Source organism: Kitasatospora sp. NPDC029312, assembly GCF_055569215.1.
The window spans coordinates 128,647-148,100 of record NZ_JBVHXY010000001.1; the positions used below are offsets into that span (position 1 = coordinate 128,647).

Here is a 19,454-nt window from a genome sequence, read left to right on the forward strand (position 1 = left end):
CCATCCGGCCTGTCCGGCTGTGGAGTGTCCGCCGTAACCGACGTTCAAGCCGAGGAGACTCCCCGCCCGCAGGCGTCGATCACACCTGCCACCGGGGATCACCGCCGCCGTACCGCGTCGACGCGCCCACCGGCGCGACCGACCGCGGGGCATCCGCGGCCCAGCCCGATAGGAAGGTGGGACAAGAGGTGGGAACTCCGCAGCAGGGTCTGCGATTCGGAATTCTCGGCCCCGTCGTGCTCTGGCACGACGACCGGGAGGTCGACCTGGCCACACGCCCGTCACGCACCCTGCTGGCGCGCCTCCTCCTCGCCCTCGACCGGGCCGTGCACGTCGACATCCTGATCGACGCCGTCTACGGCAGCAAGCCGCCGCGATCGGCCCGCAACCAGATCCAGAAGAGTGCCTGCGAGCTGCGCGCCAAGGGCGTGGAGCTCACCGCCCGGGATGGCAGCTACCTGCTGAGCTCCATCCCGGAGGCCCTGGACGCCGAGAAGTTCAGCGAACTCGTCGACCAGGCACGGTCGTTACCGGATCCCCAGGAACGCGCCAACGCGCTGCGGCACGCCGACTCGCTGTGGCGCGGCCCCACGCTCGACCGCCTCGACGCCAGCGTGTTCCGCTCCGCGGCCGCCGAGTGGGACGAGAAGCGCCTGGTGGCGGTGATCGAACGCATCGAGGCCGAGATGCTCTGCCACCAGCACCGCCAGGTCATCCCCGAACTGCGGCGGCTGATCATCGAGCACCCGCTCAACGAGAACCTCCACACCCTCTTCATGATCGCCTGCTACCACGCCGGCCGGATCAGCGAAGCGGCCCGCTGCTACTCCGCCCTGCGCGTCCAACTCGCCGAGGAATTCGGCATCGACCCGCCCGCCGCCCTCCAGGAGGTCCACCGCATGATCCTCCGCCAGGACCCCGACCTGATCCGCATCACCACCCTCCACCAGGTCGAAGCCCTCGCCGAGGGAGCCCTCACCCACGCCTCCTGACGCCGGCCGCGCCGCCGCGGACTAGGAGCTGTCCGGCCGATCATGTGACTTTCGCTTGCCCTGGTCGTTGATTCGGGCATGGGGCGGGGTGATCTGACGGATACCGAGTGGGAGAGGCTGCGGCCGTTCCCGCCGGTCAGCAACAGGCGTTGTGGCCGGTGGCAGGACCACCGGCAGGTGATCGACGGGATTCTGCACCGGGTGCGGACCGGGGTGCACTGGCGCGACCTGCCAGAGCGGTTCGGGCCGTGGAAGACGGTCTATGAGCGCCATCGCCTCTGGTCCGCCGACGGTACCTGGGAACGGCTCTTGCAACAGGTCCAGTCCGCGGCCGACGCAGCCGGCGACATCGACTGGGACATCTCGGTGGACTCCACCATCGTGCGCGCCCACCAGCACCCGGCCGGTGCCCGCACCGACCCCCGCTGGCGCTCACTGACTCAAAGGGGGACGAGGCGCTGGAACACCAGGACGAAACTCCGTGGCAGAGCCTCGCCGGCCGGCTGGTGGAGGTGGTGCAGGAGGCGAGGGCCTGGGTCGTTCACGCGGTGGCTTCACCAGCAAAATCCACCTGAGCGCGGACGGTCTCTGCCGCCCGCTGTCCCTGATCGTCACGCCGGGGCAGCGGGCCGACTGCACCCAGTTCATTCCGGTGCTGGAGAAGATTCGGGTCCCGCGGCTCGGGCTGGGCAGGCCCCGCAAGAAGCCGGACAGCGTCGCGGCCGACAAGGCCTATAGCAACGGTCCGTGCCGCGACTATCTGTGGCGGCGCGGCATTCGGCACACGATCCCGGAGAAGGCCGACAGCCAGGCTGCCCGCCTGCGCAAAGGATCGCGAGGCGGACGGCCCCCGGCTTCGACGACGAGCGGTACAAGAGGCGCAACACTGTCGAGAGGGCCATCAACAAGCTGAAGAACTCCCGCGCCGTCGCGACCCGCTACGACAAGCGCGGCTACGTCTTCCTCGGCACCGTCACCGCGGCCACTCTGGTCATCCGGCTGCGGGCTTGAGGCCCTCACAGGGCGAAGGGTCGGTACTCCAGAGCCTGATCGACGACCTCGGCAGCTGTCAGCTCCCGCCCCTTGGGCCAGAAGATCAAGTCGCTTACTTAGCCGGTTGGACAGCCAAGGGCCCTGCCCAGCGCCTCCAGCACGCCGTAGGCCTCGGCATCGTCGGCATAGTCCGCTTCCCTGATCTTCTGCACCAACGCAACGGCCGTTGCACGAGCCATCACCGCCACAGCTACCCCTCCCAGAAGAGGGCCAGCCTAGACAGTCACATGATCGGCCGGACAGCTCCTAGTCGCAGCCACCCGCCCTGACCGTGGAGCTGGACGGTGATCCTGGTTGCGCCGCGGGCGTGGCGGTCGGCGTTGGTAGCGGCCTCCTGGGCGATCCGCAGGACCGCGGCGGCGATCTCGGCCGGTGCGCCGTCCAGTTCCTCCTCGCCGCTGACGGCGATCTCGGGGCGGGGCTGTTGCCGGGCCGGGCGAGGGCGGTGAACTGACGGGCCAAGATCGCGCGGGCGGTGAACGAGGATGGTCGCTGGCCGTACGTCTGGGACGGACCCGCCCCGGTGCTGGCTGAGCCTCGTCCCTTGCCGCTGCTCTTGTTGGACTCCGACGAGGTCTCGGCCGAGTGGCAGGGGAAGGGCGTCGGAAGATGCGCCTGGCCGTTCCAGGGGCGCTCGCCGTCGAGTATCCGGCCCCGATCCAGGGTCACGAGCCGGATGCGCCGTGGCGGCTATGACTCGGAGGGCCCCGTAGCCCGGCGGCCGGACCGAGAAGCGATGGAGGAGCTTCGCCGGGCCGGGGAACGGGACGTTTCTCCCTTCTCGCGGGGGTCTGTACGCCCGCCGATGGAGCCCTGGCCGGCGGCGGCCATGTTCGTGTGCGGCCCGCAGCGGTGATCGGTTGGCTGCTCGCCGGCCAGGGCTCTGGTCGTGTCTCAGACCTCGCCGAGGGGGACGTCCGGGTCGGCCAGGGCCTTGACGTCGACCACCCGCTTGCTGCGCACCAGTTCGCGGATCGGGTCGGTGATGTCCCAGATGTTGACGTTCATGCCGGCGAGCACCCGGCCGCCGGAGAGCCAGAAGGCGATGAACTCGCGGGTGGCCGGGTCTCCGCGGAACACCACCCGGTCGTAGCCGCCCGGCTCGACGTAGCCGACGTACTCCATGCCGAGGTCGTACTGGTCGGTGAAGAAGTACGGCACCCGGTCGTGGACCGCGTCCGGGTGCCCGAGCATCGCCCGGGCGGCGGTCTGCGGCTGGTTGAGGCCGTTGGCCCAGTGCTCGACGCGGATGTGGGTGCCGAACAGCGGGTGGTAGGCGTTGGCGACGTCGCCGGCCGCGTGGACGTCGGGGTCCGAGGTGCGCAGCCGCTGGTCGGTCTTGATGCCGTTGTCGATCTCCAGCCCGGCCGCCTCGGCGAGTTCGGTGGCGGGGGAGATGCCGATGCCGACCACCACCGCGTCGGCCGGCACCTCGGTGCCGTCGCCGAGCCGTACGCCGCCGACCGTGCCGTCCGCGCCGGTCAGTTCGGTGACCTGGACGCCGAAGCGCAGGTCCACGCCGTGGTCGCGGTGCAGGTCGGCGAAGACCTGGGCGACCTCCCGGCCCAGCACCCGCAGCAGCGGCAGCTCCATCGCCTCCAGGACGGTCACCTCGGCGCCCGCCGTCCGGGCCGCGGCCGCCACCTCCAGGCCGATCCAGCCCGCCCCGATCACCGCGATCCGGGCGCCCGGGCGCAGCGCCGCCTTGATCCGGTCGCTGTCCTCGACCCTGCGCAGGTACAGCACGCCGTCCTGGTCGGCGCCGGGCACCGGCAGTCGGCGCGGCACGGAGCCGGTGGTCAGCAGCAGCTTGGCGTACTCCACCCGGCCGTCGTCGGCGAGTGTCACGGTGTGCCCGGCGGGGTCGATCGCGGCCACCCGGGTGCCCAGGCGCAGCGTGACGTCGTGCTCGGCGTACCACTGCGGCGGGTGGACGTAGATCTTCTCGCGGGACTCCTTGCCGAGCAGGTAGCCCTTGGACAGCGGCGGGCGCTCGTACGGGCGCTCGTGTTCCTCGCCGATCAGGACGATGCCGCCCCGGTACCCGGCGTCGCGCAGGGCCTCGGCGGCCTTGGCGCCGCCCAGGGACGCCCCGACGATCACGATCGGACGCTCGCGCCCGGTCCCGGCCTGTGTGTCCGCCATCTCGACTCCTCAGCTCTCGCCCGCAGATCCGGGGCCAGCCTGCCGCCGTACGGGTGGCGTGTCGAGACGGCGGCGGGCGCGCCGCTCCCTGCTCGCCCGTTCGGGTGAACGTGTGGTGCCCGGCGGCTCCGGGTCGCGTCCTACGGTGTCATCGCCTCCCGGACCAGGGCGGTGTCGGTGAACTGCTCGAAGCGGACGATCCGGCCGCAGCGCACGGTGAAGTGGTGGGCGACCCGGACGGCGAGCGGTTTCCCGGTGGCCCGGTGGACGGCCGTGTAGCGGGCCAGGACGACCACGTTCTCGCCGTCCACCACGTAGGTGTCGTCGTGCGTCGTCCAGTCCTCCCATTCGGCGGCGAGGCGCTCCATCACGTGGGTGGTGACGCCCTTGGGGGTGCGGTAGGTGCCGGCCAGCGGGAAGCCCGCCATCTCGGTCCACTCGACGTCGTCGGCCAGGGTGGCGCGCAGCGCGGCCAGGTCGCCCCGGGCGGAGGCCAGGTACTGGCGGCGGACCACGTCGGCGGGCGCGGGGGACTCGGCGAAGGCGGCGACGTCCCGGGGGATCTCGATCATCGGCTCGTCACCCCCAGGCCATTTCGCCCATGGCGACCTTGGTGCCGATGTCGACGGCCATGCGCAGCCCGAGCTGCGGGAAGCGCCGCTCCAGTGCCTCCTTGGCGGACTCCGCGTCGGCCGCCCGGCCGAGCTCCGTCTCGAACGCGCGCAGGTAGGCGCGGGTGTGGTCGACGGCGTTCATGTCGGTGGGCGCGTCGGCGACCCGGTGGCCGGCCGCCACCCAGGTCGGGTGCAGGGCCTCCATGCCGTCCAACAGGTCGATCCAGGCGGCGCGTTGGGCGGCCTGCGGGGTGTCGGCCGTCCACACGTGTAGGCCCTCGAAGAGCAGCACTCCGCCGAGCACCGCGCGGTGGTGGTGCTGCCACAGGTAGTGCCGGTCGGGCAGGTGGAAGTCGGCGCCGCGCACCTCGAAGCGGTGGCCCTCGAAGACGATCTCGTCCCCGTGCAGGACCTCGGGCCGGACCAGCCGGGTCGGCAGCTCGGGGCCGAGGTGGGACCAGGCGCGCAGCTTGGCGTGGAAGGTCTCCTGGATGTGCTCGACGGTCGACGCGGTGGCGAGGAAACGGGCCTGCGGGAAGGCGTCCTGGACCTCCTGGGCGCCGAAGTAGAAGTCGGGGTCGCCGTGGCTGATGAACACGGTGGTCAGCCGCTTGCCGCCGGCCCGCACCCGCTCGACCAGGCGGCGGCCGTCGGAGCGGGTGAACCCGGCGTCCACCAGCAGGGCGTCCTTGGGGCCGGTGACCAGGACGGACGTCTTGTTGAGCGAGCTGTCGGGGCTGTCGATGATCTCGAAGTCCAGGGCACTCATCGGGGTCGAGCATCCTTCCTCGCGGCGGGCACGCCTCGTCGCCAGGATCCGTGGTGGCGGCCCGGTCCGCATCCGGAGCGGCGGGGCGCCGGGCGCTCTACCGGCTCGACCTGGCGGGCAGCGCCCGGCTCGGCTGGGACTTCCTGAAGGCGCTGCTGCGGTGGGCGGTGCCGTGGTGGTGCTCATGGCGAGTCAGCACGACGGTCAGCAGGGAGCAGGGAGCAGGGAGCAGGGAGCAGGGAGCAGGACCTGGAGACGGAGACGTGGGACGGGAACAGGAACCGCCCGGAACACGTTCGTCCCGTCATGACCGACGATGAGGCCGCTGTCGCCCTGCCCGTTGACTCGCCCGTTGACCAGCCCGAGATCCTCCGTTACGCCGCCTTCGCGACCCGCCCCGACGGCGGCAACCCGGCCGGCGTGGTGCTCGACGCCACCGGACTCACCGACGGGCGGATGCTCGCCATCGCCGCCGAGGTCGGGTACTCGGAGACCGCCTTCCTGACCCCCGGGCCCGCTCAAGGAACGTACGCCGTACGGTACTTCAGCCCGCTCGCCGAGGTCCCGTTCTGCGGGCACGCCACCGTCGCCTCGGCCGTGGCGCTGGCCGAGCGGACCGGACCCGGGCGGTACGTGTTCGGCACGGCGGCCGGCGATGTCCCGGTCGAGGTCGAGCGCGACGCCGACGACTCGCTGCGGGCGACGCTCACCAGCGTCGAGCCGAAGACCGAGGAGACGCCGCAGGCCGACACCGCCGAGGCGCTCGCCCTGCTGGGCTGGTCCGCCGCCGACCTCGACCCCGCCCTGCCCCCGCGCATCGCCTACGCGGGCGCCCGCCACCTGGTCCTCGCCGCCGGCACCCGCTCACGCCTCGCCCGCCTCGACTACGACTTCGACGGCCTGGCCGCCTACATGCGCGCCCGCGACCTGACCACCCTGCAACTCGTCTGGCGCGAGGCCCCCGAGGTCTTCCACGTCCGCGACCCCTTCCCGGTCGGCGGCGTCGTCGAGGACCCGGCCACCGGCGCCGCCGCCGCTGCCTTCGGCGCCTACCTGCGCGAACAGGGTGCCGTGACGGCCCCGGCGGTGCTGACGCTCCACCAGGGCGAGGACCTCGGCCGCCCCGGCGTCCTGCGGGTCGAACTGCGCGCGGAGGACACCCGGGTGCGGGTCTCGGGCACGGCGGTGGCGATCCCGTAGCGCGCCCGCCGGCGGTCCTCTCGCCGGCGGCCCTCCCTCCGGACAGTATGTACCTACTAGTATGGACGGAACTGGGGGGTGGGCTCGGTCCTGGCCGCCCCGAAGGACGGCGGCCGACGGCCGAGAGAGAGGAACCGCGATGCCCTTCGTACGGATCGACGCCCTGCGGGCCGACGGCGCCCGACTGGACGCGCTCGGCCGCGCGGTGCACGAGGCTCTGATGGAGACCATCGGGATCCCGCCGGAGGACCACTTCCAGGTCCTGGTCGGCCATGACGGCGTCAACAGCACGCTGCGCTACGGCGATTACCTCGGCGTGCACCGCGACGAAGGCATCGTCTACATCGCGATCACGCTGCGTGCCGGGCGGACGCCCGAACGGAAACGGGCGCTGTACCGGCGGATCGCCGAACTCGCCGAGCGGTACGCGGGCACCGAGCCGCGCAACGTGTTCGTGACACTGACCGAGAACGCGGCGATCGACTGGTCCCTCGGCGACGGCCTGGCCCAGTACGCCCCGGACTGCGGCTCGGAAGCCCCTGGGCACGGGGACCCAGCCTGACCGAAGTCGCCGCGCCGGACCGGCGGTTCGCTGTCGGCCGAGCCGTCAGCCGCGCCGTCGGCCGCGCCGGAAAACCGTTCGCGTCAGGGGGCCTGCATGGGTCACGCTGCCCGGATGCAGCGAGCGAACAGCCGTACCGTGACGGTCGATCTCACCCACGGGCGCGAGTACTTCGGCCGGCTGGGCCCCTTCGAGGCCGGCCTCGGCTGGTGGTCCTCCGTCGACGGGGTGGTGGAGCGGGCGGCGGAGCTGGCCGGGGTGCCGGTGCTCGTGCTGCGGCTGGTCGACGGGCACAGTGCGGACGCCGGGCACGGCGGCCGGGTGCGCTACCACGCGGAGGCCCTGCGGCGGCCGACCGCGCTCGACCCCCTTCCCCCGGACGGCGAAACGGCCGCGCTCCTGGCCCCCGCTCCGCGGCGCGCCGCCTGGGCGACGCCGCAGGGGCTGCGCGAGGCGCTGGCCTGGGCGGAGGCGGAGCTTGCGGCGGCCGGCCGCCCGACTGCCGGCCCCGCGCGGCAGATCCGCACCTGGAATCTCTCCGGTCTCTTCCGCCTGCCGACCGCCACGGGCACCGACGCCTGGCTGAAGACCACCACGCCCGCATTCAACGCCCGTGAGGGCGAGGTCATCGCGCTGCTCGGCGGGGTCGACGCCGCGCTGGTGCCGACCGTACTCGCCGAGGAGCCGGCGGGCGGGCGGCTGCTGCTCGACCACGTGCCCGGGGACGACTGCTGGAGCCCGTCCGCCGGGACGGTCGCCGATCTCGTCCCCAGACTGGTGGCCGCCCAGGCGGCGCTGGCCGAGCGCCGGGCCGCCCTCGCCGGCCTGCGCGACCGGACGCCCGGCACGCTGCTCGCCCAGCTGCGGACGCTGCTCGACCGGCTCCCCGCCGAAACCGACCTGACGCCCGAGGAGGCGGACCGCCTCCACGCCTTCGCCGCCGACCTCCCCGAGCTGCTGGACCGGCTCGCCGACTGCGGCCTCCCCGAGACCCTGGTGCACGGCGACTTCCACCCGGGCAACTGGCGCTCCGACGGCGCGCGTTCGGTGATCGTCGACTACGCCGACTCCTGCCTCGGACACCCCGCCCTGGACGGGCTGCGCCCCCGCGCCTACCTCACCCCGGACGCCTGGCGGCACCACGCCCGGGTCTGGACGGACGCCTGGCGGGACCACGCCCCCGGCTCGGACCCGCAGCGAGCCCTGGAGCTCGCCGAGCCGCTCCACCACCTGTCGTACGCGCTGCGGTACCAGGAGTTCCTGGACCACATCGAGCCCAGCGAACGCCCCTACCACGAAGGCGATCCGGCCGCCGAGCTGCGCGCCGTCCTCGCCTCGGCGCAGCGCGGCCGAGGAGTGCCCCGGCCGTAGCCCGCCGCCGGGCGGAAGGCGGCCGGCGGCGGGCTACGGCCCGGCCCCGCGGACGCCCCGGCCCGGCTCCACGGCCGGGCTCCACGGCAGCCCTCACCCCCGGAGCAGGCCGCGCAGTTCCCCGATTCCCAGCAGCCGTACGAGCAGCAGGAACAGCAGCGCCATCGCGACGCCGCCCGCGGCCAGCGAGACGGCCGGCAGCCAGGAGGCCGGTACCGGGCCGTGGCCGCAGGAGCGGGCGACGAGCCAGCCGGCGGCCCCGGCGCCGGTCGCGGCCGCGGTCGACTTGGCGTAGGTGCGGCAGATCCGCCGGCCGTCGAGGAGCCCGCCGGTGCGCCGTCGCAGCCGCAGGGCGGTGAGCAGCAGACCGACCGCGTAGGACAGGGCGTAGGCGGCGGCCATCCCGGTGACCGACCACCGGGGCGGCAGCAGCAGGTGGCAGGCGACGGCCAGGGCGATGTCGATGCCGCCGATCCACAGGGCCATCCGGAAGGGCGTGCGGGTGTCCTCGAAGGCGTAGAAGCCGCGCAGCAGGAGGTACTGGGCGGAGAACGGGATCAGACCGAGGCCGAAGGCCTGCAGCATGTGGCCCAGCGGGGCGGTCGCCGCGGAGTCGGCGGCGCCGTGGGCGAACACCAGTTGCGCGATCTGTGGGCCGAAGGCGGAGAAGAAGAACGCCGCCGGGACGATGACGACTCCGCTGGCCCTGAGCGCGCGGGACAGGTCGGCGCGCAGGTCGTCGAGCCGGTGCTCGGCCACCGCCCGGCTCATCCGCGGCAGCAGCGCGGTGACGAGGGAGACGGTGACGATCGACTGGGGGAGCATCCAGATCTGCTGGGCGTAGCTGTAGGCGGTGTAGCCGACGCCGTCGCTGGGCAGCGCGGTGTCCGCGGCGGATGCCAGGCGGGTGACCACGGTGCTCGCCACGAGGTTGGCCAGGACGAACAGCAGGGTCCAGCGGGCCGCGCTCGCACTCCTGCGCAGGCCGGTACCGCGCCAGTCGAAACGCGGCCGCAGCCGGAAGCCGGCCGCGTGGGCGTACGGGACCAGGGCGAGCGCCTGGACGGCCAGGGCGAAGGTGGTTCCGACGCCGATCAGCCTGACCTGGGTCACAATCTACGGTCGTCCACCCCGGGTGAGAGGCCTGGTGCCGCCTGCCGCCACGGTCGCAGCAGGCGGCACCGGACGGGCCGTCAGTCCGGCGGGGCGATCCGGTAGCCGCCGCGCGCCGAGTGGAGGGCGAGCGCCTCGACCGGGCAGAACTCCACCGCCTCGGCCAGCCCGTCGGTCAACTCCGCGCCGCCGTCGGCGTATTCCGCCACCGGTCGGGCCCGTCCGTCGGCGTCCAGGGCCAGCGAGCCCGGGGCGCTCAGCGCGCACATCCCGGAGCCGATGCAGCGGTCCCGGTCGACCCGGACCACCACCGCCTCGGTCTCGGCGGGGCCCGTCACCAGGCGACCCGGAGCGAGTTGGGGCTGCGGGTGAGCAGCCCGCGCCGCCAGTCGATGCCGTCGACCGGGTCGGTGGTCCGCAGCGCCGGGAGCCGGCGGGCCAGCCGGTGGAGGGCCAGTTCGAGCTCCATCCGGGCCAGCCACGCGCCCAGGCAGTGGTGGGGGCCGGCGCCGAAGGTGAGCATCGGCGCGGCCAGCGGGGAGAACAGCTCGGTGCGCAGGTCCCCGGTGTAGACCGACGGGTCCAGGTTGGCGGCGCCGGTGTCGGCGGCGACCACGCTGCCGGCCGGGATCGCCACGCCGCCGATCTCCACGTCCTCCACCGTGCGGCGCAGCAGTCCGGGCATGAACTCCTGGGCGTCGCCGAGCGGGACGGCCCGCAGGATCTGCTCGGTCGCGGCGGCGGCGCTCGCCTCGTCGGAGGCGAGCCGCTGCCAGGCCTCGCGGCCTTCGTCCAGCAGGTAGACCAGGGCGTTTCCGAGGCTGGTCATGGTCGTCTCGTGCCCGGCCACCACCAGGCCGACGACCAGCGCGACCAACTGCCCCTCGGTGATCGAGCCGTCCTCGGCGGCGGCCGCGAGCAGGCCGCTGACCAGGTCCTCGCCGGGGGCGGCCCGGCGCTCGGCGATCACCTCGGCGCCGAAGGCGCTGAACTCGGCCATCGCGGCGGAGATCGCCTCGGCCGGGAAGGCGGTGGTGGACAGCGCGTGGTCGCTCCAGTGCGCGAGCCGCTTGCTGTCCAGGTTGTCCAGGCCCATCAGCCGGCTGATCACCGCGACCGGCAGCGGCCGGGTGTAGCCGGCGACGATGTCGGCGGGGGAGCCGTGGTCCATCAGCTCGTCGATCAGCGACTCGACCACCGAGGCGACCCAGGGCTTCCAGCGCGCGATCGCGCGCGGGGTGAACGCCCGCTGCACGGTGCGGCGCAGCCGCTGGTGCTCGGTGCCGTCGATGTTCAGCATGCTCTGCGGGTCGTCCAGGATGTTCGGCGTGACCGTGATCGGCGGCGCGTCCGGCGCGTAGAGCGGGGCGCGGCCCAGCCGGGGGTCGGTGAGCACCTGTCGCACGTCGGTGTGCCGGCTGACCAGCCAGACCGGGGTGCCGGTCGGCAGCGCGGCGAGCCGCGGCGGGCCGGGTTCCAGGTGGCGCAGGCAGTGCAGCGGGGGGAGCGGGGCGGTGCCGGTGCCGGCACCGGTCGCACTGTTCTCGGTGGACATCCGTACTCCAGACTCCAGGTCAGCGGGCCGCTCTCGGGCGGCCGCACGGGGGGTGATCCGGGATCGTGCGGGGGACGGGCGGTTCGGCCGCGGCGGCTCGGCTCGGGGCCGGGACAGCGGATTGGGCCGGGGGCGCGGCCCGCGCGGGGGGCGGGCCCGTGCGCGGGTGGCGCGAAACGTGCGGAGGCGTACGGTCGGTACGCGCCCGGCACGGGCGGCGCGCGGTGGCGTGCCGTCGGGTGGGGCGGGTGTGCTGTGCGTGGTCGCGTGGACCGCTTCTGCTACGACCGTACGTGGACGGTGGGGCGCCCGTCTGCGGCACTTCCAGCCAACAGCGGTGGTTTCCGGGCAGTTCGTCGCGCGCTGACGGGCGTTCAGCGACCTGTGCGCGCCCCCGGTGTCCGGCCGCGCCGGGGTGGGTGCGGCGTGAGGCCTGGTCAGGTGGCGGGCACGCGCCGGGCGCACGCGGTGAGGCGGATCACCTGGCCCGGCTCGGCGGCGGGCGACGGAGCGGGCGCTACGCTTCGTATTTGTCGCAGGTCACGCCGGTGCGCAGCCGCACCGGCCGACGGACGGAGGTGGAATCGGATGCCCCAGCAGGTCAAGGCGGTCATCGCGCGTGCCAAGGGCGCGCCCGTGGAGGTGACCACGATCGTGGTGCCGGACCCGGGGCCGGGCGAGGCGGTGGTCCGGATCCAGGCTTGCGGCGTCTGCCACACCGACCTCCACTACCGCGAGGGCGGGATCAACGACGAGTTCCCGTTCCTGCTCGGCCACGAGGCCGCCGGCCTCGTGGAGTCGGTCGGCGAGGGCGTCACCGAGGTCGCGCCCGGCGACTTCGTGGTCCTCAACTGGCGCGCGGTGTGCGGCCAGTGCCGCGCCTGCAAGCGCGGCCGCCCGCAGTACTGCTTCGACACCCACAACGCCCGGCAGAAGATGACGCTGACGGACGGCACCGAGCTGTCCCCGGCCCTGGGCATCGGCGCCTTCGCCGAGAAGACCCTGGTCGCGGCCGGCCAGTGCACCAAGGTCGACCCGGCCGCGGACCCGGCCGTCGCCGGTCTGCTGGGCTGCGGTGTGATGGCGGGCTTCGGCGCCGCGATCAACACCGGCAACGTCGGCCGGGGCGACTCCGTGGCCGTGATCGGCTGCGGCGGCGTCGGCGGCGCGGCGGTGATGGGCTCCCGGCTGGCGGGCGCGGCGAAGATCATCGCCGTCGACATCGACGACCGCAAGCTGGAGACGGCGCGCCGGCTCGGCGCCACCCACACCGTCAACTCCCGGACCACCGACCCGGTGGAGGCGATCCGCGAACTCACCGGCGGCAACGGCGCGGACGTCGTGGTGGAGGCCGTCGGCCGCCCCGAGACGTACCGGCAGGCCTTCTACGCCCGCGACCTCGCCGGCACCGTCGTCCTGGTCGGCGTCCCCACCCCGGAGATGACCCTGGAGCTGCCGCTGCTGGACGTCTTCGGCCGCGGTGGCGCGCTGAAGTCCTCCTGGTACGGCGACTGCCTGCCCTCCCGCGACTTCCCGATGCTGATCGACCTCCACCTCCAGGGCCGCCTGGACCTCGGCGCCTTCGTCACCGAGACCATCGGACTCGACGCGGTGGAGCAGGCCTTCGAGCGCATGCACCACGGTGACGTCCTCCGCTCGGTGGTGGTCCTGTGACGTCCGTGCGCATCGACCGGCTGGTCACCGCCGGGACCTTCGAACTGGACGGCGGCAGCTGGGAGGTGGAGAACAACGTCTGGATCGTCGGCGACGACCGGGAGGCGGTGGTGATCGACGCCGCCCACGACGCCGGGGCGATCGAGGCGGCGCTCGGCGGCCGGCGGCTGGTGGCGATCGTCTGCACCCACGCGCACAACGACCACATCGACGCCGCCCCGGCCCTCGCCGAGCGCACCGGGGCACCGATCCTGCTGCACCCGGACGACCTGCCGCTGTGGAAGCTCACCCACCCCGACCGGCTCCCGGACGGCGCACTCGCCGACCGGCAGCGCATCGAGGTGGCCGGCACGGCGCTGACCGTGCTGCACACCCCGGGCCACGCGCCGGGCGCGGTCTGCCTGTACGCCCCCGAGCTGGGCACCGTGTTCACCGGGGACACCCTGTTCCAGGGCGGCCCGGGCGCGACCGGCCGCTCCTTCTCGCACTTCCCGACCATCATCGAGTCGATCCGTGCGCGGCTGCTGTCGCTGCCCGCCGAGACGGTGGTGCGCACCGGCCACGGCGACCCGACCACGATCGGCGCCGAGGCCCCGGCGCTGCCGGAGTGGATCGCCCGCGGGCACTGAGCCGGGGCGGGCCGGCCGGCCCGCGTCAAGTCGGAAGGCCGGGTCGGGCCGCGCGGCCCGGGAGAACCGGGAGAACCGGGCGGGCCGGGCCTCCCGGGACGGCGGTACGGCCCCCGGGGCGTTGATCGCCGCCGGGGGCCGTACGATCGCGATCATGGCCCATGACCCGCGCGACCTCGACGGTGCCTTCCTCGCCTTCTGGCGCGAGCGGCACATCGCCACCCTGACCACCACCCGCCCGGACGGCTCGCCGCACGTGGTGCCGGTCGGCGTGACCTTCGCGCCGGAGACGGGCACCGCCAGGGTGATCACCAGCCGCACCAGCCGCAAGGCGCGCAACGTCGCGGCGGCCGGGACGGCGGGGCTGCGGGTCGCGGTCTGCCAGGTGGACCGGGCCCGCTGGTCCACCCTGGAGGGCGTCGCGGTGCTGCGCGAGGAGCCCGAGCAGGTCGCCGACGCGGAGCGGCGCTACGCCGAACGCTACCGTCCGCCCCGGGAGAACCCGGACCGGGTGGTCATCGAGATCACCGTGGACCGCGTCCTCGGCCGGCCCTGAGCCCCCGGCGAGGGGGTGCGGGCGGCCCGGGAGCCGGGTCGCCCGCACCCCGCGTTCACCCGGCGCCCGTCACAGGGCGCGGGTGAGGCGCTCGGTGAGCAGGCGGGCGAAGCGGGCCGGGTCGGGCAGGTCGCCGCCCTCGGCGAGCAGCGCGCCGCCGTACACCAGCTCGGCGATCTCGGCGAGCGCGGGGTCGTCCGGGTCGGCCTGGTGCGCCGTGCGCAGCCCGGTGATCAGCGGGTGCGTCGGGTTGATCTCCAGGATCCGCCGGACCGGCGGCACCTGCTGCCCCATCGCCCGGTACATCTTCTCCAGGGTCGGGGTCATGTCGTGGGCGTCGCCGACGATGCACGCCGCGGAAGTGGTCAGCCGCGACGACAGGCGGACCTGCTTCACCTGCTCGGAGAGGGCGGTGCCCAGCCACGGCAGCAGGGCCGCGAAGTCCTGCTCGCGCCGGGCCTTCTCGCTGTCGGCCCCCTCCTCGTCCCCGGCCGCCCCGTCGAGGTCGACCTGGCCCTTGGCGATGGACTGCAGGCGGTGGCCGTCGAAGGCCGGGACCTGGTCCACCCAGACCTCGTCGACCGGGTCGGTGAGGATCAGCACCTCGTACCCCTTGGCGGCGAAGGCCTCCATGTGGGGGGAGTTCTCCACCACGGCGCGGGTCTCGCCGGTGAGGTAGTAGATGGCGTCCTGGCCCTCTTTCATCCGCCCGACGTACTCGCGCAGGGTGGTCGTGCCCTCCGGGTCGTGGGTGCTGGCGGCCGACACCAGTTCCAGCAGGGCTTCGGTGTTGTCGCCGTCCTCGAGGAGCCCCTCCTTCAGCACCCGTCCGAACTGGGACCACAGCTTCGCGTAGCGCTCGGTGTCCTTGGCCTGCACGGTCTTGAGCGCGCCGAGGACCTTCTTGACCAGGCGCCGACGCACGGCCTGGATCTGCCGGTCGTGCTGCAGGATCTCGCGGGAGATGTTCAGCGAGAGGTCGTGCGCGTCCACGACGCCCTTGACGAAGCGCAGGTAGTTCGGCATCAGCGCTTCGCAGTCGTCCATGATGAACACCCGCTTCACGTACAGCTGCACGCCGCGCTTGGCCTCGCGGGAGAACAGGTCGAGCGGTGCCTGCGAGGGGATGAACAGCAGCGCCTCGTACTCGAAGTTGCCCTCGGCGCGCATGTGGATGGTCTCCGCCGGCTCGAGCCAGTCGCGGCTGATCTGCCGGTAGAACTCGTGGTACTCCGCCTCGGTCACCTCGCTGCGCGGCCGGGCCCACAGCGCCTTCATGGAGTTGAGCACGTCCATCGCCGGGGCGGCGGCGGTCTCCGCGTCCGCGTCCGCGTCGGCGGGGCGCTCGGCGGCCATGCGGATCGGCCAGCGGATGAAGTCCGAGTACTGCTTGACGATCTGGCGGATCTTCCATGCCGACAGGTAGTCCGCCAGGCCGTCCTCGCTGTCGGACGGCTTGAGGTGGAGGGTCACCGAGGTGCCGACGGGCAGGCCGTCGACGGGCTGGAGCCGGTACGTGCCCTCGCCGTCGGACTCCCACCGGGTGCCGGCCTCGGTGCCGGCCCGACGGGTCAGCAGGGTGACCCGGTCGGCGACCATGAACGCCGAGTAGAAGCCCACGCCGAACTGCCCGATCAGGCTCTGCGCGGCGGCGGCGTCCTTGGACTCCTTGATCTTCTCCAGCAGGCCGGCGGTACCGGACTTGGCGATCGTGCCGATCAGCTCCACGAGCTCGTCCCGCGTCATGCCGATCCCGTTGTCGCGGACGGTCAGCGTGCGGGCCTCGCGGTCGACCTCCAGCTCGATGTGCAGGTCGGAGGTGTCGGCGTCGAGGCCGGAGTCGGTCAGAGACTCCAGCCGAAGCTTGTCCAACGCGTCCGAGGCGTTCGAGATCAGCTCGCGCAGGAAGATGTCCTTGTTGGAGTAGATCGAGTGGATCACCAACCGGAGCAACTGGCGGGTCTCGGCCTGGAACTCCAGCGTCTCGACACTGCTACCCACTCTTGGGCGTCCTTTCTGTCCGTTTCGCGGATGAGGAGTGGCGGACGTCGGGGCGGGCCCCGGACGTCCGCCGGTTCAGTGTCCCCGGAGGGACAGGGGTGACGGTAGCCGGTCCCGGCGCCGGCCGCCCTCGCGCCCGTCCGGCGGCGGGTTCTACGCTGGACGGCATGGGTGTGCCCGTGACGAGTCCCGGCGGTACGGCGGCCGGCCCGGCCGATGCAGCCGGCGCGGCGGATGCGGCCGGCCTGGCGGCGCTGGTGCGGCTGCTGGCCGGGCGGGGCGTCGTGGTGCTCAGCGGTGCCGGGCTGTCGACGGAGTCGGGCATCCCGGACTACCGGGGCGAGACCGGCAGCCGGCGGCGGGGCACGCCGATGACGTACCAGGAGTTCACGGGCGGCGAGGCGGCCCGGCGCCGGTACTGGGCGCGCAGCCACGCCGGGTGGCGGACGATCGCGCGGGCCGAGCCGAACGCCGGGCACCGGGCGGTGGAGCAGCTGCGGCGCTCGGGCCACGTGTCGGCGGTGATCACCCAGAACGTGGACGGGCTGCACCGGGCGGCCGGTACGCGCGCGGCGGTGGAACTGCACGGCGGGCTGCACCGGGTGGTGTGCCTGGGGTGCCGGCGCACCGGCTCGCGGGAGGAGCTGGACCGGCGGCTGGAGCTGCTGAACCCCGGATTCCGGGACGGGTCGGCCCGGGTCAACCCCGACGGTGATGCCGAGTTGCCGCAGGAGCTGGTGGACGGCTTCCGGGTCGCCCCCTGCGCGGAGTGCGGGGGAGTGCTCAAGCCGGACGTGGTCTTCTTCGGCGAGTCCGTGCCCAGGCCCCGGGTCCAGCGCTGCTACGAACTCGTGGACGCGGCGCAGGCGTTGGTGGTCCTCGGCTCGTCGCTCACGGTCATGTCGGGGCTGCGCTTCGTGCGGCACGCGGCCCGCGCGGGCACGCCGGTGGTGATCGTCAACCAGGGCGCGACCCGCGGGGACGAGGTGGCCGTGGCCCGGATCGGCCTGCCGCTGGGCGAGGTGCTGACCGAGGCGGCCCGGCGGGTCAGGGGCGGTCCGGCGCCGGCGTGACCAGGAAGGCCTGGAGCGCGGTGACGGACGGGCCGTCACCCTCCGAGCTGCGGTGGACGCCAACCTGGCTAGACTGCGGCGGGCCTGACGTGATCACAGACGAGGGGACAGCGGATGAGCGCGGACGAGACCTGGATGACGCCCGCCGAGCCTGAGCGGACCGGCGAGCCGACGGTGCCGCACATACGCCAGGACATTCCGCACACCGCCCGGATGTACGACTACTTCCTCGGCGGCAAGGACAACTTCGCGGTCGACCGCGAGGCCGGCGAGCGCGTCCTGACAGCCTTCCCCACCATGCGCACCGCCGTCCGCGCCAACCGCACCTTCATGCACCGCGCCACCCGCTCCCTGGCCCGGCGCGGCCTGCGCCAGTGGCTGGACATCGGCACCGGCATCCCCACCTCGCCGAACCTCCACGAGATCGCCCAGGGCGTGGACCCCCGGGCCCGCGTGGTCTACGCCGACAACGACCCCGTCGTCCTGGCCCACTCCCGCGCCCTGATGACCAGCACCCCCGAGGGCCGCACCGCCTACGTCCACGGCGACGTCCGCGACCCGGTGTCGATCATGGCCACCCCCGAAGTGGCCCGCACCCTCGACCTGGACCAGCCCGTGGTGCTCTCGATGGTGGCCCTGCTCCACTTCGTCCCCGACCTCGCGGACGCCCACGCCATCCTCAAACACCTGCTGGACCCGCTGCCCTCGGGCTCCGCCCTGGTCCTCTCCCACGCCACCGCGGAACTCGACCCGGCGGGCGCCTCCAAGGTCGAGGAGATCTACAACCAGGCCGGCACCTCCCTCCGGCTGCGTCCCAAGGCCGAGTTCGCAACCTTCTTCGAGGGCCTCGACCTGCTCGACCCGGGCATCGTCCCCGCCCACCGCTGGCAGCCCGGCGAGGGCGACGACTCCGCCGGCCTGTGCGCGGCCACCGTCACGGACGCCCAGGTCTCCTTCTACGCCGGGGTCGCCGTCAAGCCGTAGGGCCGCCTTGGGGCCACCCCGGCGAACTCGTGCTGTCCGTGGGCCGGTTCGCATGCGACCCGGTCGGGACGGCCGACCGCCGCGCGCCGAACGCCGTCGCCCTGGGCGTCGGGCGCGGATCCGGCGGCCGGGGGGGCGCGGGTGGCCCGTCTGTATCATCTGTCGCAGCAGCGGCAGGGGGGCATGTACACGTGGAAACGCTGGGGCCGTCCGCGACGGCAATCTGCGCGTGCTCGTCGGACTCGGCGGTGCGGACCACCCGGCGAGCAGCTGCCAGGCGGACGCCGTGAAGGTCGCCCGGGCCGCCCTCGCCGCGATGCCGCGCTGAGCGGCGCCGGCCGCGAGCCGCGGCACCCCCGTGACCGCGGCTCGCAGCCGAATGACGGGCCCCGCCCCCGTGGGGAGGGGCGGAGCCCGCCGGCTCGGCCGGTCAGTTGCTCACGGTGAGGCAACTGCCGGTGTACTCACCGCCGTCGGCGTTGCTGAAGGCGCACCACCAACCGGCGGCGACGTAGCCGTACGGCGCGTACGTCGCGGTGTACCAGCCGCCGCCGGCCGCGTGGAAGCTGGTGCCGGTCAGGACGGCCCCGGTCGGGCTCTTGATCTGGATGTCGGCCCAGGCGCCCGCACCGTAGTAGGTGGTGTTCTGCATGGTGCTGACGTAGTAGCCGCTGCCGTTGACGGCGAAGCAGACCCTGGGGTCCACGCCGTTGCAGGTGGTGGCCGAGGTGGGCCGGGCGGCGTCGGCACCGGCGGACGGCCGGTCGGTGGTCGGCGGCCGGTCGGAGGACCGGCGGACGGTGAGCACGCCGTCGGCGGTCCTGACCTCCTTGACCGGCACGGCGCCGGAGCGGGCCGGGGTGCGGGAGGTGGTGGCCGAGGCGTCCACCGGGGCGCCCGCGCCGAGCGCCGCGAGGGCGACGGCGACCACCGCGGTCCGGGCCGGACCACCGGTCGGACGCGAAGCGGTCCTGCGAGCGTTCATGTGTTCCTCCTCCAGCGGGTCCGTCCGGCGCTCATCCTCGCCGCGGCGCGGCAGGCCCACCACGACGTTGACCCGACGTTGGCCTGACACTTCGGCGTGCTTCGGGCTACTCTCGTTCGCGATCCGCGCCGGACGGTGGGGGCGACGGCGCGGTTCGCAGGGATCCGGGGGGATGGGT

Annotated in this window: 16 protein-coding genes and 2 pseudogenes; 10 read left to right on the forward strand and 8 right to left on the reverse strand. The window is 73.6% G+C overall.

Annotation, left to right across the window (positions count from 1 at the left end; genetic code table 11):
* Window positions 1-188: 188 nt before the first annotated feature.
* Together ACZ4WV_RS00560 and ACZ4WV_RS00565 are read left to right on the forward strand one after the other, a co-directional pair.
* Window positions 189-992: an AfsR/SARP family transcriptional regulator gene (locus ACZ4WV_RS00560; RefSeq protein ID WP_465741277.1), complete on the forward strand. Its 804-nt coding sequence runs from the start codon at window positions 189-191 to the stop codon at window positions 990-992.
* A 78-nt stretch (window positions 993-1,070) separates the two neighbouring features.
* Window positions 1,071-2,003: pseudogene (locus ACZ4WV_RS00565) on the forward strand (IS5 family transposase).
* A gap of 936 nt (window positions 2,004-2,939) precedes the next feature.
* Here ACZ4WV_RS00565 and ACZ4WV_RS00570 read toward each other — a convergent pair.
* The 3 genes from ACZ4WV_RS00570 to ACZ4WV_RS00580 all read right to left on the reverse strand — a co-directional run bounded on the left by ACZ4WV_RS00570 (window position 2,940) and on the right by ACZ4WV_RS00580 (window position 5,573).
* Window positions 2,940-4,190 carry an NAD(P)/FAD-dependent oxidoreductase gene (locus ACZ4WV_RS00570; RefSeq protein WP_465741279.1) on the reverse strand — a complete coding sequence of 417 codons (1,251 nt, stop codon included), beginning with the start codon at window positions 4,188-4,190 and terminating at the stop codon, window positions 2,940-2,942.
* A 140-nt stretch (window positions 4,191-4,330) separates the two neighbouring features.
* Window positions 4,331-4,762, reverse strand: coding sequence for a nuclear transport factor 2 family protein (locus tag ACZ4WV_RS00575; RefSeq protein ID WP_465741281.1), 432 nt, complete (start codon window positions 4,760-4,762; stop codon window positions 4,331-4,333).
* A 7-nt stretch (window positions 4,763-4,769) separates the two neighbouring features.
* Window positions 4,770-5,573, reverse strand: coding sequence for an MBL fold metallo-hydrolase (locus tag ACZ4WV_RS00580; RefSeq protein ID WP_465741283.1), 804 nt, complete (start codon window positions 5,571-5,573; stop codon window positions 4,770-4,772).
* A gap of 306 nt (window positions 5,574-5,879) precedes the next feature.
* Between ACZ4WV_RS00580 and ACZ4WV_RS00585 the strand changes: the two genes are divergently transcribed.
* The 3 genes from ACZ4WV_RS00585 to ACZ4WV_RS00595 all read left to right on the forward strand — a co-directional run bounded on the left by ACZ4WV_RS00585 (window position 5,880) and on the right by ACZ4WV_RS00595 (window position 8,706).
* Complete coding sequence (locus ACZ4WV_RS00585) at window positions 5,880-6,773, forward strand: PhzF family phenazine biosynthesis protein (protein WP_465741285.1); 894 nt, start codon at window positions 5,880-5,882, stop codon at window positions 6,771-6,773.
* 139 nt (window positions 6,774-6,912) lie between these two features.
* Window positions 6,913-7,335 (forward strand): tautomerase family protein, encoded by a 423-nt coding sequence (locus ACZ4WV_RS00590; RefSeq protein ID WP_465741287.1) that lies wholly within the window; start codon window positions 6,913-6,915, stop codon window positions 7,333-7,335.
* Between the two features lie 114 nt (window positions 7,336-7,449).
* Window positions 7,450-8,706, forward strand: a complete 1,257-nt coding sequence (locus ACZ4WV_RS00595; protein ID WP_465741289.1) for a phosphotransferase family protein — start codon at window positions 7,450-7,452, stop codon at window positions 8,704-8,706.
* Window positions 8,707-8,811: 105 nt separating this feature from the next.
* On the opposite strand, the pseudogene murJ reads toward ACZ4WV_RS00595, so the two are convergent.
* The 3 genes and pseudogenes from murJ to ACZ4WV_RS00610 form a co-directional block, all read right to left on the reverse strand.
* Window positions 8,812-9,813: pseudogene (murJ, locus tag ACZ4WV_RS00600) on the reverse strand (murein biosynthesis integral membrane protein MurJ); the annotation flags it as partial.
* An 86-nt stretch (window positions 9,814-9,899) separates the two neighbouring features.
* Window positions 9,900-10,157: a ferredoxin gene (locus ACZ4WV_RS00605; RefSeq protein ID WP_465741291.1), complete on the reverse strand. Its 258-nt coding sequence runs from the start codon at window positions 10,155-10,157 to the stop codon at window positions 9,900-9,902.
* Window positions 10,154-11,374 carry a cytochrome P450 gene (locus tag ACZ4WV_RS00610; protein ID WP_465741293.1) on the reverse strand — a complete coding sequence of 407 codons (1,221 nt, stop codon included), beginning with the start codon at window positions 11,372-11,374 and terminating at the stop codon, window positions 10,154-10,156. Before ACZ4WV_RS00610 ends, ACZ4WV_RS00605 begins: the two co-directional genes overlap by 4 nt.
* Window positions 11,375-11,962: 588 nt before the next feature.
* Between ACZ4WV_RS00610 and ACZ4WV_RS00615 the strand changes: the two genes are divergently transcribed.
* From ACZ4WV_RS00615 to ACZ4WV_RS00625, 3 genes are all read left to right on the forward strand, one after another.
* Window positions 11,963-13,048 (forward strand): S-(hydroxymethyl)mycothiol dehydrogenase, encoded by a 1,086-nt coding sequence (locus tag ACZ4WV_RS00615; protein ID WP_465741295.1) that lies wholly within the window; start codon window positions 11,963-11,965, stop codon window positions 13,046-13,048.
* Window positions 13,045-13,677, forward strand: coding sequence for an MBL fold metallo-hydrolase (locus ACZ4WV_RS00620; RefSeq protein ID WP_465741297.1), 633 nt, complete (start codon window positions 13,045-13,047; stop codon window positions 13,675-13,677). The genes ACZ4WV_RS00615 and ACZ4WV_RS00620 overlap by 4 nt, the downstream gene beginning before the upstream one ends.
* Before the next feature lie 154 nt (window positions 13,678-13,831).
* Window positions 13,832-14,233, forward strand: a complete 402-nt coding sequence (locus ACZ4WV_RS00625; protein ID WP_465741299.1) for a pyridoxamine 5'-phosphate oxidase family protein — start codon at window positions 13,832-13,834, stop codon at window positions 14,231-14,233.
* Window positions 14,234-14,302: 69 nt separating this feature from the next.
* On the opposite strand, the gene htpG is transcribed toward ACZ4WV_RS00625, so the two are convergent.
* On the reverse strand, window positions 14,303-16,234 hold the full coding sequence (gene htpG, locus ACZ4WV_RS00630; RefSeq protein ID WP_465741301.1) for a molecular chaperone HtpG: 1,932 nt from the start codon (window positions 16,232-16,234) through the stop codon (window positions 14,303-14,305).
* Window positions 16,235-16,401: 167 nt separating this feature from the next.
* Between htpG and ACZ4WV_RS00635 the strand changes: the two genes are divergently transcribed.
* Both ACZ4WV_RS00635 and ACZ4WV_RS00640 read left to right on the forward strand, forming a co-directional pair.
* Entirely contained in the window at window positions 16,402-17,307 is a 906-nt protein-coding gene (locus tag ACZ4WV_RS00635; RefSeq protein WP_465741303.1) for an NAD-dependent protein deacetylase, read from the forward strand.
* A gap of 114 nt (window positions 17,308-17,421) precedes the next feature.
* Window positions 17,422-18,291: an SAM-dependent methyltransferase gene (locus ACZ4WV_RS00640; RefSeq protein WP_465741305.1), complete on the forward strand. Its 870-nt coding sequence runs from the start codon at window positions 17,422-17,424 to the stop codon at window positions 18,289-18,291.
* A gap of 430 nt (window positions 18,292-18,721) precedes the next feature.
* Here the strand turns inward: ACZ4WV_RS00640 and ACZ4WV_RS00645 are convergent, their stop codons facing one another.
* Window positions 18,722-19,276 carry a hypothetical protein gene (locus tag ACZ4WV_RS00645; RefSeq protein ID WP_465741307.1) on the reverse strand — a complete coding sequence of 185 codons (555 nt, stop codon included), beginning with the start codon at window positions 19,274-19,276 and terminating at the stop codon, window positions 18,722-18,724.
* Between the last annotated feature and the right edge of the window lie 178 nt (window positions 19,277-19,454).

What these genes read in the sequence shown, in the direction of transcription:
- ACZ4WV_RS00610 (WP_465741293.1), bottom strand. Translation starts at nt 11,374, where the DNA reads ATGTCCACCGAGAACAGTGCGACCGGTGCCGGCACCGGCACCGCCCCG.
- ACZ4WV_RS00640 (WP_465741305.1), top strand. Translation starts at nt 17,422, where the DNA reads ATGAGCGCGGACGAGACCTGGATGACGCCCGCCGAGCCTGAGCGGACC.
- ACZ4WV_RS00635 (WP_465741303.1), top strand. Translation starts at nt 16,402, where the DNA reads ATGGGTGTGCCCGTGACGAGTCCCGGCGGTACGGCGGCCGGCCCGGCC.
- ACZ4WV_RS00645 (WP_465741307.1), bottom strand. Translation starts at nt 19,276, where the DNA reads ATGAACGCTCGCAGGACCGCTTCGCGTCCGACCGGTGGTCCGGCCCGG.
- ACZ4WV_RS00585 (WP_465741285.1), top strand. Translation starts at nt 5,880, where the DNA reads ATGACCGACGATGAGGCCGCTGTCGCCCTGCCCGTTGACTCGCCCGTT.
- ACZ4WV_RS00590 (WP_465741287.1), top strand. Translation starts at nt 6,913, where the DNA reads ATGCCCTTCGTACGGATCGACGCCCTGCGGGCCGACGGCGCCCGACTG.
- ACZ4WV_RS00625 (WP_465741299.1), top strand. Translation starts at nt 13,832, where the DNA reads ATGGCCCATGACCCGCGCGACCTCGACGGTGCCTTCCTCGCCTTCTGG.
- ACZ4WV_RS00615 (WP_465741295.1), top strand. Translation starts at nt 11,963, where the DNA reads ATGCCCCAGCAGGTCAAGGCGGTCATCGCGCGTGCCAAGGGCGCGCCC.
- ACZ4WV_RS00595 (WP_465741289.1), top strand. Translation starts at nt 7,450, where the DNA reads ATGCAGCGAGCGAACAGCCGTACCGTGACGGTCGATCTCACCCACGGG.
- ACZ4WV_RS00570 (WP_465741279.1), bottom strand. Translation starts at nt 4,190, where the DNA reads ATGGCGGACACACAGGCCGGGACCGGGCGCGAGCGTCCGATCGTGATC.
- ACZ4WV_RS00575 (WP_465741281.1), bottom strand. Translation starts at nt 4,762, where the DNA reads ATGATCGAGATCCCCCGGGACGTCGCCGCCTTCGCCGAGTCCCCCGCG.
- ACZ4WV_RS00580 (WP_465741283.1), bottom strand. Translation starts at nt 5,573, where the DNA reads ATGAGTGCCCTGGACTTCGAGATCATCGACAGCCCCGACAGCTCGCTC.